Here is a 12,436-nt window from a genome sequence, read left to right on the forward strand (position 1 = left end):
ACGTCTGTTTTGCAGGACGCGCCTCCCTGGGAGTAGCCCCTGTGAACATCCATTCTGCCGATGACCGACTTCAGGTTTCGGCTTGAGTCAAAGGCTGAGCCGCTGTCCCGAAAGTCGTTCAATGCTTTATTTTGTCCGCATGGGTGCATCCGTTTCGTGTCGCGGACCGTATATATTTTGATGATGCGGGGCGCGATTCAACAACAATGTCGAAAGTGAGATATCTGGTATGTGGATGCGAAAGCGGCGCGATTCTCTTGTGCAGGACTTGTCGGATACCGCCGAGGAACTGCGCTCATTGGGAAACCGGATAATGGAACTCTCGGTGGATCTGGCTCAAAAGAACCTTCCCCGGTCCGCTGAATCAACCGCCAGGATGGTGCTGACGCTGCAACAAAAAGAAGAGCTGCTGCGTCGACATGTCGAACGCCTGACCAAGACCGGAAACCTGGGTCGGCGGGTGACGGACCACATCGCCGAGCGTTCGGCGTCAGCGGCGCACGACCGACCCGACGATCAGCGCGGCTGATCAGACATTGACCTGAAACCGACAACGATGGAGCGCTGTTCAGATGGCTCACTGCACGCCTTCTTCCGGGGAAGGCATCCGGAGCGCGATTGCGACCGAGGCTGACAGCGTGATTGTCCAGGGTCATCATCAGCAGGACGCCGCGCGCAACGATCGCGCGATGTACGTGGGGTGCGCAGGTTGGTCACTGGCGCGCGAGTACTGGCCGCAGTTCGTCGAGCACGGCACGCATCTGGAACGCTACGCCACACGGATGGGCGCTGTGGAGATCAACAGTTCGTTCTATCGCGCTCATCGCCCAGCCACCTACGCCAAATGGGCGGCTTCAGTGGGAAAAGACTTTCGCTTTTCGGTGAAGGTGCCCAAGGCCATTACCCATGAGCTCCGGTTGCAGAACTGTTCCGGTGTCCTCGACGCGTTCCTGTCGGAATGTGGCGCACTGGGCGATCGGCTAGGCTGCCTGCTGATTCAGTTACCGCCGTCGCTGGCGTTCGATCCCGTCATCGCCCGTCCTTTTTTTGAGCAGCTCAGGACCCGTTATTCGGGATATGTGGTCATCGAGCCACGCCATGAGTCCTGGGTTCAAGCCGAACCGCTGCTGATCGACCACTGTATCGCCCAAGCAGCGGTCGACCCTTCACGGATAAGCAATGACAGGACACCGGCAGGCTGGCAAGGCCTGCGATACTGGCGCCTGCACGGTGCTCCACGGATTTATTACAGCGCTTATGGACCGGACTGGCTTGAACAAAGGGCGCGGGAGATCGCGTCAACGTCTTCAGATGGCGTTGCGATCTGGTGCATTTTTGACAACACCGCGCAGGGCGCGGCGGTGGGTAACGCATTGTCGATGATGGCGTTGTTGAAAAAGCTCGGTACCGCCTGATCGCTAACGGGAAGCGTCTGCTGGATTGGCGCATGCGGTAGGGCGCTTACAGCGAGGGGCGACCAGGTGTTGACCCGTCAAGCGGGTTATTTCTTGAGCCCGATGCGTGCGCGCATATCGGCTGTAATCGTCTGCCGGGTGTTGTTCAGCTCCGCCCACGGATCAGCCGCCTGTTTCTCCAGTCGCTGATGCAGGTTGCGGAGGTTCCACACATCGGCCCCCGGAATCTCGTGGATTTCTTCAGGAAAGATCGGCACCGACACCGGCAACCCTTCTCGGGTCCGCACCGAATAGGCACAGGCGGTTGTCGCACCAAGCCCATTGCGCAAGTAATCGATGAAGATGCGTCCGATCCGGTTCTTCGGCCCGGAGACCGCCGAGAACCGGTCGGGCACCAGCTTGGCCATGTGCTTGACGATCGCGTGACTGAAAGCCTTTACAGTGTCCCAGTCGGCTTTGGGCGTAAGTGGCACGACGACATGAATGCCTTTGCCGCCGCTGGTTTTCAGAAACGATTTCAGGCCCAGTTCGTCGAGAACGGCCTGCGTCATTTGAGTCGCTTCGACCATGCTTTTCCAGGGAAGGGCGGGGTCCGGGTCAAGGTCCAGAATGAACCGGTCAGGACGCTCGAGATCCCCGGCGACGGCGTTCCAGACATGCAACTCCATCGCGCTCATCTGGACGGCGCCGACCAATGCTTCGAGGTTGTTAATGAGCATCACCGGGTGGCCGGTGTAGGCCTTGCCCATGGTCTCAATGCCCGGAATCGACAGGTGTTCGGCGTTTTTTTGAAAGAACAACTCGCCCGTTACGCCTTCCGGCGCCCGGACCAGGGCTACGGGACGTTGTGCCAACTGTGGCAACAGCCATTCCGAGACGCTGATGTAGTAGTCAGCCAGGTCTCGCTTGGTCGCGCCGCTCACAGGATCGATGATCCTTTCCGGGTGGGTAAGCCGGATTTTCCCGGAGGTGGCGGCCGGGGCCGGTTTTCGGTTGTCAGACCGGGCAGGAGCGGTCTTGCCCGGCGTCTTCTTTTTGGCCTTCGTCGCGCTGGCAGCGCAGGGCGCAGCGGCAGGGCGTTCCTCAGTGATCGATTGCGCGGGCTTGTCGTTGCGCAGCCCCTGGAACACCGCGTGCCGCACGGAGCCCTCCTGGGTGATCTCGGCGAACGCCACTTCGGCGAGTAATACCGGGTCAAGCCAGTGAACACCTTTGGCGTCGAAACCCGTGGGTGGATTGACCACGGCGGCTTTTTTGATTTCCAGCGGCAGCAACTGATCGTAAATCGTCTTCAAGGTCGCCTCATTGAAGCCGGTCCCGACCTTGCCGCAATAGCGCAGTTCTCCACTGTCAGCATCGTGCAGGCCCAACAGCAGGGCCCCGAACTTGCTGCGCGCCCCTTTGGGGTCGCTGTACCCCACGACGACGAACTCTTGCCGTCGCTTGCACTTGAGCTTGATCCAGTCATCGCTGCGGCGGGACACGTAGGGGCTGCCGGCACGCTTGCCAATCAGCCCTTCCATTTGCATCTGACAGGCGCTGTTGAGCAAGGCCTCAGGTGTTTCGCCGAAATCCTCAGAAAACCTCAACACCTCATCATCGCAGTGTTTCAGCAACGTTGACAGGCCCTCACGCCGCTGTTCCAGCGCCACCTCGCGCAGGTCCGTGCCATTGAGAAAGGGCATGTCGAACAGGTAATAGACGATCTTTTCGCTGCGACCCACTTCAAACGCGTTTTGCAGAGCCTGAAAATCCGGGACGCCTTGCTCGTTGGCCACCACCATCTCACCGTCCAGCCAGGCGGACTCCAGTCCCAGGCTGGCGATGGCTTCAGCCTGACGCGGCAGCTTGTGCGTCCAGTCGTGACCGTTACGGGTGAACAGTTGCACGCTGCCGTTGTTGACGCGAGCCATGACCCGGTAGCCGTCAAACTTGATTTCGTACCGCCAGTCGCCTTCTGGCGCCGATTCCACGAGCGTCGCGAGCTCGGGTTTGAGGCTGTCGGGGAGGGCTGACGCTTTGCCGTTGACCGTTGCAGATTGTTTGGTTCGAGCGGTACCAGCGGGCTCATCCGTAGCGTCGGCGTCACGCGGCAGGGCCTTATGACGCTTGCTCGCCGTGGGTGCTGATGCGGCCGATCCGGATTTAGCGCTTGAGGGCTTTCCGGCCTTCTTTCGAGTCGCGCCGAGACGAATCCAGGTGGGCGCGTGGTCGCTGGCGTGTTCTTCGCCACGCACCCAGGCGTCGACCCCGGCATCTTGCAGACGAGGCGCCAGCACAGGGTTGAGCAGGAGGTGATCGATACGCAGCCCGGAGTTCGTCTGCCAGTGCTTCCGAAAATAGTCCCAGTAGGTGTAAATGCGCTCGTCCGGGTAAATATGCCGCAGGGAGTCAAGCCAGCCCTGAGCGAGCAGTCGTTGGTAGCATTCGCGGCTTTCAGGTTGCAGCAGTGCGTCCTTGAGCCATGAGCGGGTGTTGTAAATGTCCTCGTCGGTCGGAACGACGTTGTAGTCGCCCGCGAGCACCACCGGATGCTCACTGGACTGTAATGTCTTGGCATGCTCGATCAGGCACTCGAACCATTCGAGCTTGTAGTCGAACTTCGGCCCCGGCTGAGGATTGCCGTTGGGCAGGTACAGACAGCCGACGACGAGACCGTGTGCGGCCGCTTCCAGATAACGCGCGTGAGTGTCGTGTTCCATGCCGGGAAGGCCTTTCTGGATGAGCAGGGGTTCTGCGTCACGCGCCAGAATGGCCACGCCGTTCCACGACGGTTGGCCCAGGTGTAACGAACCGTAACCGGCGGCCTCCAGCTCACGGGCCGGAAACGCTTTATCCGGGGCTTTGAGTTCCTGAAGGCACACGATGTCCGGCTGCTCTCGCTCCAGCCATTGCAAAACGTTGGGCAACCGGGTGCCGATGCCGTTGACGTTGTACGTGGCCATTTTAAGGTGTTGCATCGCGCATGCCCTCGTTTGCGCCCGAAACGTTCTCATGTGAGGGCTCAGGGCCGGACGAGTTCGGCATTTTTGAAGGGCGTCGCAGTCAATGGCGCGCCTTTCGCATGGGCATGGACGTGTTCGGGAATTCGTCGACGATAAACCGGTCGACATGACTAATAATAAAAACGGAGGGGAGACTCATGACGTGCTTGATTTGCGCAGGCCCTGCGGAAGAACTCGCGTGCCCTGAACGCTGGGAAGAAAGGAAGTGCGCCGAGTGCGGCCATTACCGTATGCCTCAGGCCCTGGTGCTGGCGCTGATGGATCAGGGACAGATCTTCGACGTGGGGAAAGCACGCGCGTGGCTGATGAGTCACCGGAATGAAACGCCGATCCCGTCTCTGGAAAAGGTCAGCGGCCTGTTACGGACCTGACCTCACTGACCCCACGAGTCCACCCAAACGCAGCGGTGGACGCTGGTTCGCCAGGGCGACAGGATTACTCTTTGACGTCCATGAACTCTTCCGCCCACGCCACATAGCTTTCCGGCAATGTGTAGGTGTGGGTGAGTTCGGTGGCGCTGAGGTTTTCGGTGCTGTGCGTGACCTGACGCTGCGCGCGCAGGCAGTCGTAGGTGGCTTTGATCGAGGCGAAGTAAGCCGCATGACCGGCCACGATGATGCGCACACCCAGTCTGGCCAGGCGCGCGTTATCGTTTAGTTTCGGATTGCCATAGGTCACCAGCATCAGCGGGACGGTCAGCTTTGCCGAGATGCGCTCAAGGTGTTCGAAATCCTTGATACCGACGATGCAAATGCCGTCGGCGCCCGCTTGTTCGTAGGCCAGCGTACGTTCGATGCAGTCTTCGACCGACAGCACGCCAGCGTTGGTGCGCGCAATGATCGCGAGCTCCGGATCGACGCGTGCCTCCAGCGCCGCCTTGACCTTGCCGATGCCTTCCTCTACAGAAATGAGATCGGTGGATTTACGGCCAAACTGTGCAGGCAAGAGCGTGTCTTCGATTGTCAGCGCCGCGACACCTGCGCGCTCCAGCTCCTCAACGGTGCGCATGACATTAAGCGCGTTGCCGTAGCCGTGGTCGGCATCGGCGATGAAAGGGAGTTGGGCCACGCGTCCAATGCGGGTGGCCTGTTCAACGAACTCACTCAAGGTAATGAGTGCAAAGTCCGGGGCGGCCAGGACTTGCAACGACGCCACCGACCCTCCGAGAATCCCGACTTCAAAGCCCAGGTCGGCAGCAATGCGCGCAGACATGGGATCAAACACCGAAGCGGTTTCAAAGCAGGCCGGGGAGGCCAGCAGTTGGCGAAAGTTACGGCGCAGAGTGGAGTGGGAAATTCTGGACATGACGGTTCCTGAGTCGGGGCCTTCGTCGACGATACGATCTGCGCCTGTTTAAAAGTGCGGCGAGAGTATCACGGCCAGTAAAATCAGGATTATGACGGTTCGGCATGGGCCATGCGTCGGACACATAACGCACCAAAACAGATCGTTTTCGCGCACATTTCGTCCGATCTGTACCCAAAGAGATGCCGATTGCTCGACATCTCTGCTCTGGCGTATCAGCGATAACGTTCCAGCCAGTGCGCGTAAGGGGCTGGCAACGTCCAGGACGCCTTTTCCACGCCCAGTTCTTTGGCAGCAAAGTACGCCCAGTGTGGATCGGCCAGGTGAGCGCGACCGACAGAGACCAGATCCAGATGCCCGGCCTTGACTGCATCGTTTGCCAGTTGTGGTGTGCCGAAGCCCCACGCCGAGGTCACCGGGATGCCCGCCTCGCGACGCACGCGCTCGGCAATCGGACCCATGAAGGCCGGGCCCCAAGGGATGTTAGTGTCCGGGATGGTAAAGCCGACGCTGACGCTCAGCAGGTCCAGGCCACCGTCCTTGAAACGGCGCGCCAGTTCGATGGACTCAGTCAGCGTCTGTTCGTCACGACCGTCGTATTCAATGACGCCAAAACGCGCGGTCAGTGGCAGGTTCTCCGGCCAGACTTCGCGAACGGCAGCCAGGGTTTCCAGCAAGAAACGACTGCGGTTTTCAAAGCTGCCACCGTAGGCGTCGGTGCGCTGGTTGGAGTGCTCGGAGAAGAAGCTTTGGCCCAGGTAACCATGGGCAAAGTGCAACTCGATCCATTCAAAGCCTGCTTCACGGGCACGACGGGCAGCGTCGACGAAGTCCTGACGAACGCGCGCGATATCGTCCAGCGTCATTTCCTGCGGCACCTTGGGCAGGTGGGCACCGAACGCGATCGGGGAGGGCGCGATGGTCTGCCAGCCGGCAGGGTTCGTGGCCGGGATGTGATCGTCGCCTTCCCATGGGCGATTGGCGCTCGCCTTACGGCCCGCATGCGCAATCTGAATGCCCGGCACCGCGCCGGCGGCCTTGATGGCTTTTACCGCCGGAATAAACGCCTGGGCATGTTCGTCGCTCCAGATACCGGCGCAGCCAGGGGTGATGCGGCCTTCGGGCGACACGGCCGTGGCTTCGACCACGACCAACCCCGCACCGCCGCGCGCCATGCTGGCAAGGTGCACGTGATGCCAGTCGTTGATCACGCCGTTATCGGCCATGTACTGACACATGGGTGGAATGGCGATGCGGTTACGCAGGGTGACGTCCTTCAGGGAGAACGGCTCGAACAGTGCAGACATGGACAGATTCCTCGTGGGATTGATTCGCTTGTTCGATAGTAATCGAAATATGGCGCTGCGCGAAACCCCTCGCTATGATGCGCACATGCGTGCCTACAAACATCCTCTGCCGTCTGAACTGTCTCTTGAGCGTCTGCTTTACGCGTTGAGCGACCCGATTCGTCTGGACATCGTGCGTCATCTGGCCCGTGTCGCCGAGGCGACGTGCGGCGAACTGGACGGCGGTCGACCCAAGTCCAGCGTTTCTCATCATTTCCGTGTCTTGCGGGATGCAGGGCTGGTCCAGACCCGCAATGTCGGCACCACGCACATGAACACGTTGCGTTCCGATGAACTTGAACAGCGTTTCCCGGGGCTGCTGAACTGTATCCTGGCGCAGGTCTGACGCCTCGTATGCAGTGCGCGGGTTCGGGCTTCTGGAAAGCGGTCTAGCGCTCTAATTGTCTGAGGCGTTCCTGCACGGCGTCATCGAAAATGATGTACAGCGCTTCGATGTCGGCGGCGCGCAGCCGTCGTGACGTTTCAAGGCCCAGAATGAAGGCAATTTCCATCGCACCCTCTCGTTCGACGTCTTCACGGGTACTGGCCGCGTTCAGCGCCCGCACCAGATCATTGACCGGCCCTTGTATGGACCTGTGAAGGCGGAGGGCTTCGATTCGCTCTTGTGGCATTGCTCAATCCTGAATGGCCGAGGGCTCAGTCGCGGCATCTTCGCACGTATCGGCAGCACACTGGCAAGCGTCCGGCATGACCTATGGCGAAAGGCTTACACGCATTGGCGCAATCCTGCCGTATACGCGTCGGTGCCGACGGCCTACATTGGAACCGTCAACTGAAGCACAGGACGGGCTTCAGAGGTCACGGATGATCTGCCATGTGCCCGGAAGGCTGCCGACAGGACGTTGGAATGGATTTGATAGAAAAGAACCCGCTCAGGCGGGTTTTTTAATGCTCGCGATTTGACAGGCCGCATGGCGCCATCACTGGCCAGGGTTCTGCCTTTTGAGGCACTCCCCGCCGTGGGTCGTCAATGGAGCATCCTTCGGGTGTCTGCAAGATCCGCCTTAAGCAGGTCGTTGAGCTCCTTCCAGGGGTACCGGGGCCCTGTGGCACTCATTTCACAGGTTTCGCTGTGTCTGAAGGGGGGTTCGTCCGTCGTCGGGCATTGCTTCGCGCCGCAATGCCGGCACGCCAGCTTATGGCCGTGAATGATCCACGCCTTGTTCCAGCAGTCCATGGTGAGAGGGGAACGACTCTTTGGCATACAGTCATCTCCTGCAGCGATAGACGGATAGTGGGCGATCGGCCTTCACGGCATTACCGAACGCTCAGGTCTGAAGCACTGATCGAGGGACAGTGTAGGCGTTTTCGGGCGCACGAGAGGACCGCCCGACCGAAGTCGGGCGACGCTGAGATCAGCCGGCGTGGTGGCTGGGAGCAAGGGCATACACCGAGGGCTCAAGACCCTCGAAGCGCGCTTTCAACTGCAGCGCAAGGTACAACGAGTAATGCCGTGACTGGTGAAGATTGCCGCCATGGAACCACAGGTTTTGCTGTTGTGTCGGCTTCCACATATTGCGCAATTCGCCTTCGTAAGGGCCCGGATCCTTGGTGGTGCCGGAACCCAGCCCCCAGCAGCGACCGACCTTGTCCGCAACGTCTTGAGAAATCAGTTTTGCCGCCCAGCCGTTCATCGAACCATAGCCGGTGGCATAGACGATCAGGTCTGCAAGCAACCGGCTGCCGTCGTTGAGCACGACAGCGTCTGCCTCTATGCGCTCAACACCAAGCCCTGGCGCGCTCTTGAGCTTGATCGTGCCGTTGGCGATCAACTCGGATGCACCGACATCGATGTAATAACCGGACCCGCGACGTACGTACTTCATGAACAGTCCGGATTCGTCATCGCCAAAATCGAGCATGAAGCCCGCGTTCTCAAGTCGTTCGTAGAACGCTTTGTCGCGGACCTTGATCGCCTCGAAGACAGGTTGATGGAAACTCGGCATCACCTTGTAGGGAATGGACGCGAACAACATGTCGGCCTTGTCGGTGGTCAGTCCGCTCTCCAGTGCGTCTTCCGAATACAGCCCGCCGAACACCAGCTCCATCAGGCTGTCGGAGCGCACGATGTGGGTGCTGGAGCGCTGAACCATGGTGACGTCGGCGCCGTTCTCCACCAGGTCGGCGCAAATGTCGTGGGCCGAGTTATTCGCACCGATGACCACCGCACGTTTGCCGCGCCACGCATCGCCACCGGGATGGCGGCTGGAGTGATGCTGCTGACCTTTGAACTCCTCAGCGCCTGGATAGACCGGCACGTTGGCCACGCCGGACATGCCGGTGGCAAGAATCAACTGGGTCGGTTGCAACGTCAGGCGTTCACCGTCGCGCAGCACGTCGACGGTCCATGTGCCGGCCTGTTCGTCAAATCGGGCGTTGACGCATTCGGTGCGCGCCCAGTAATTGAGCTCCATCACCTTCGTATACATTTCCAGCCAGTCGCCAATCTGGTCTTTGGGGGTGAACACCGGCCAGTGATCGGGGAAGGGCAGGTAAGGCATGTGGTCGTACCAGACCGGGTCGTGCAGACACAGTGATTTGTAGCGTCCCCGCCATTGATCGCCCGGCCGCTCGGCCTTGTCGATGACGAGCGTGGGGACGCCCAGGCGCTTGAGCCGCGCCGCAAGCCCCAGGCCGCCCTGACCACCGCCCACGATCAGGCAGTAGGGTTGAGTGGTGATGCCCAGGGACGCCTCTTCATCGCGGCGGCGCTCCAGCCAGTTGCGTTTGTCGGCATGGCCATGGCCGTGATGGGCGCCCATGGGGCGGCGTCGGCCAGTGGGCTCTTCGTAACCTTTGAGTTCACGCATGGTCGTCAGCAGGGTCCAGCACAGACCGTCCTTCAGCCGCACATAGCCTTTCCCGCGCGCGACATCGGTCTCCAGGCTGATCCAGCCTTCCAGCACGCCATCCTTCAGCGTCGCGTCGCCTTCCAGCTTCCAGTGTTCGGGGCCTGTGGTGGCAAGACGCGCTTCGAGCATGTCGCGGATGGCGGGTTTGCCTTCCAGGGTGACCAGGTTCCAGCTGAACAGCAGCAGATCACGCCAGTAACACGTGTCGGCAAACAGTTCGAGGGTGCCGTCGATATCACGCTGGGCGAGACGTTCTCCAAGGTTTTGCACCCAGGACGACAGTTGGGCAGTAGGGGTTTGCAGGGGTGTTTCGATAGCGACATTCATGGGTGTTTCTCCCGGTCTTGTTGTTTTTGTTCCGTTTCGTTCAGAGCAAAGGATGGGCCATGACTGCAAAACCCCTGTCCCAGAGCGGTTGCCGTCAGGTTTTTTGCGCCTTGCCACGTCACGCCCGTGTCACGCTGGCGATAATGACGCGTGACACAGTGTCACGCGGTGCGAGGCGTCGTCTGTCCCGTTGCCGCTTGCTGCCGGGTGTCTTGGTCTAAGCTGCGGACGGAACCGTTTGTTGAATGTCGCGGAGAATAAGAACAATGACGCCCACCCTGATCAGCGCCCACGCCCAACAAGTTTTGCAAGCCGTGCAGGGCACCCAGCCCGCGCCTGGCCCGGTGGCCGATGTCGCTATCGCCCGTTCCTGGCGCCGCTGCCTGGACCAACATGGGCTCGACCCCGCCAGCCCCCGTGCGCCGGATGTCGTCGAACACCCGCGCCTGCAGGATCACCGTGCACCGTTGGAGCACGTCATCGGTGTCGCGCGTTGGCAGATGAACAGCCTGCATCAGCAGGTCGGCCGTGACGGCCATGTGGTGCTGCTCACTGATGCGCGTGGCGTGGCGATCGACAGTGTGTTCAACGAAGCCGAGCGCGCCGATTTTCAGCGTTCCGGCCTGTGGTTGGGGTCGGTCTGGAGTGAAGAAAGCGAGGGCACCAATGGTGTGGGTACCTGCCTGGTGGAACGGCGCCACGTGACCATTCGCCGGGACGAGCATTTCCGCGGCAAGCACGTCGGCCTCACGTGTTCGGCGAGTCCGATATTCGACGCAAAGGGCGAGTTGCTGGCCGTCCTCAACCTGTCTTCCGTCCGGGACGCGCAAAGCCTTCAGCAGCATTTTCAGGCCATGGCGCTGACCAACCTGTCGGCCCGCCTGATCGAAAGCTGTTTCTTTCTGGGCGATGCTCCAGACCGTTACTTATTGCGCTTTCATCCGCAAGCCGGGTTCGTCGGCCTGCTGGGTGAAGGCCTGCTCGGCTTCGACGATGAAGCCCGCGTGTGTTCCGTCAACCAGGCCGCGCTGGACCTGCTCGGCCTGAGTCGCGAGCACGTGGTCGGGCACGCATTGACGATGCTGCTTGAAACGCCGCTTGACCAGGTGCTGAGTCAGGCCAGTGCTCAACCCAGCGTCTGCTGGCCATTACGCCTGCGGGACGGACGCCTGTTTTACGGCCAGTTGCGAGCGCCAGTGCGCCCGTCGCCCGTGGTTGTGCCAGCAATGCCGAAAATCAACGACGTGCGGGTGTGCCTGGAAGATCCTCGCCTGCAACGTGGTTTCGGACGGGCGCTGCGGGTGCTGGAGCGCGATGTCCCGGTCTTTCTGCAGGGCGAGACGGGGACTGGCAAGGAGGCCTTTGCAGCGGCGCTGCACAGGGCGAGCTCGCGATCGAACCAACCGTTTATCGCCATAAACTGCGCGGCGATCCCAGAATCGCTGATCGAAAGCGAGCTGTTCGGCTATCGCGGCGGCAGTTTCACCGGCGCGCGCAAGGACGGCATGGTCGGCAAGCTGGAACAGGCGCACGGAGGGATCCTGTTTCTCGACGAGATCGCCGACATGCCGCTGGCCTTGCAAACCCGTCTGTTGCGGGTACTGGAGGAGCGTCAAGTGATGCCATTGGGCGGTGCATCCTCACGCCCTCTGGACATCCGGCTTGTCAGTGCCAGCCATCAGGACCTCAACGCGTGCGTGGCTGACGGTCGTTTCCGGGAGGATCTTTTCTATCGGGTCGGCGGGTTTGTCGTCCAGTTGCCGCCACTGCGCGAACGTTCCGACAAAAGCAACCTGCTCGAATGGCTGCTGCGCGAAGAGGCGAAGGGAATGAAAATCCAGCTCGAGCCCGGCGTGAAGGAGCGCTTGCTGTCGCATCCCTGGCCGGGCAACGTGCGGCAATTGCGCACCTGTTTGCGCACACTGGTTGCGTTGGCGTGGGATGGGCGCATTACACGGGAGGACGTGGAAGAGTTGCTGCCGACCGTGCCCGCTGCCGATGTGGAGAACCCGCTCAATCTGTCCGAGCGGCAGACCTTGGTCAGTTTGATCGAAGCGGAGCACTGGCACGTCGCCCGTGTGGCGGAGCGTTTGGGCATCAGCCGCAATACGCTGTATCGCAAGCTGCGCCATCACGGAATTAGAAGGCCGGGCTAAGGGGATGCG

The 12,436-nt window shown here is 60.7% G+C and carries 10 protein-coding genes; 5 read left to right on the top strand and 5 right to left on the bottom strand.

Features of this window, described 5'->3' with window-relative positions:
* The first annotated feature begins 313 nt into the window (after positions 1–313).
* A complete protein-coding gene (locus BMY73_RS05820; RefSeq protein ID WP_062381681.1) occupies positions 314–529 on the top strand; it encodes a hypothetical protein in 216 nt (71 codons plus the stop codon).
* Between the two features lie 160 nt (positions 530–689).
* On the top strand, positions 690–1,415 hold the full coding sequence (locus BMY73_RS05825) for a DUF72 domain-containing protein (protein ID WP_092405804.1): 726 nt from the start codon (positions 690–692) through the stop codon (positions 1,413–1,415).
* An 86-nt stretch (positions 1,416–1,501) separates the two neighbouring features.
* Here BMY73_RS05825 and ligD read toward each other — a convergent pair whose 3' ends face one another.
* Positions 1,502–4,375: a DNA ligase D gene (gene ligD / locus BMY73_RS05830; protein ID WP_092405701.1), complete on the bottom strand. Its 2,874-nt coding sequence runs from the start codon at positions 4,373–4,375 to the stop codon at positions 1,502–1,504.
* Positions 4,376–4,557: 182 nt separating this feature from the next.
* On the opposite strand from ligD, the gene BMY73_RS05835 reads away from it, so the two are divergent.
* Entirely contained in the window at positions 4,558–4,791 is a 234-nt protein-coding gene (locus BMY73_RS05835) for a hypothetical protein (RefSeq protein ID WP_062381677.1), read from the top strand.
* A 64-nt stretch (positions 4,792–4,855) separates the two neighbouring features.
* Here the strand turns inward: BMY73_RS05835 and BMY73_RS05840 are convergent, their stop codons facing one another.
* On the bottom strand, positions 4,856–5,725 hold the full coding sequence (locus tag BMY73_RS05840) for an isocitrate lyase/PEP mutase family protein (protein WP_062381675.1): 870 nt from the start codon (positions 5,723–5,725) through the stop codon (positions 4,856–4,858).
* A 215-nt stretch (positions 5,726–5,940) separates the two neighbouring features.
* Complete coding sequence (locus BMY73_RS05845) at positions 5,941–7,032, bottom strand: NADH:flavin oxidoreductase/NADH oxidase (protein ID WP_092405703.1); 1,092 nt, start codon at positions 7,030–7,032, stop codon at positions 5,941–5,943.
* 49 nt (positions 7,033–7,081) lie between these two features.
* On the opposite strand from BMY73_RS05845, the gene BMY73_RS05850 reads away from it, so the two are divergent.
* The gene (locus BMY73_RS05850) at positions 7,082–7,417 is read left to right on the top strand and encodes an ArsR/SmtB family transcription factor (RefSeq protein ID WP_062382041.1); all 336 of its coding nucleotides are present in this window, start codon (positions 7,082–7,084) and stop codon (positions 7,415–7,417) included.
* 43 nt (positions 7,418–7,460) lie between these two features.
* Here the strand turns inward: BMY73_RS05850 and BMY73_RS05855 are convergent, their stop codons facing one another.
* Positions 7,461–7,703 carry a hypothetical protein gene (locus BMY73_RS05855; RefSeq protein WP_062381671.1) on the bottom strand — a complete coding sequence of 81 codons (243 nt, stop codon included), beginning with the start codon at positions 7,701–7,703 and terminating at the stop codon, positions 7,461–7,463.
* 744 nt (positions 7,704–8,447) lie between these two features.
* Complete coding sequence (locus BMY73_RS05865) at positions 8,448–10,271, bottom strand: NAD(P)/FAD-dependent oxidoreductase (RefSeq protein WP_092405707.1); 1,824 nt, start codon at positions 10,269–10,271, stop codon at positions 8,448–8,450.
* A 266-nt stretch (positions 10,272–10,537) separates the two neighbouring features.
* On the opposite strand from BMY73_RS05865, the gene BMY73_RS05870 reads away from it, so the two are divergent.
* Positions 10,538–12,427 (top strand): sigma-54-dependent Fis family transcriptional regulator, encoded by a 1,890-nt coding sequence (locus BMY73_RS05870; protein ID WP_092405709.1) that lies wholly within the window; start codon positions 10,538–10,540, stop codon positions 12,425–12,427.
* Positions 12,428–12,436 lie beyond the last annotated feature (9 nt).

It is taken from the genome of Pseudomonas sp. NFACC02, assembly GCF_900110765.1.
In the GTDB taxonomy this organism is placed as follows: domain Bacteria; phylum Pseudomonadota; class Gammaproteobacteria; order Pseudomonadales; family Pseudomonadaceae; genus Aquipseudomonas.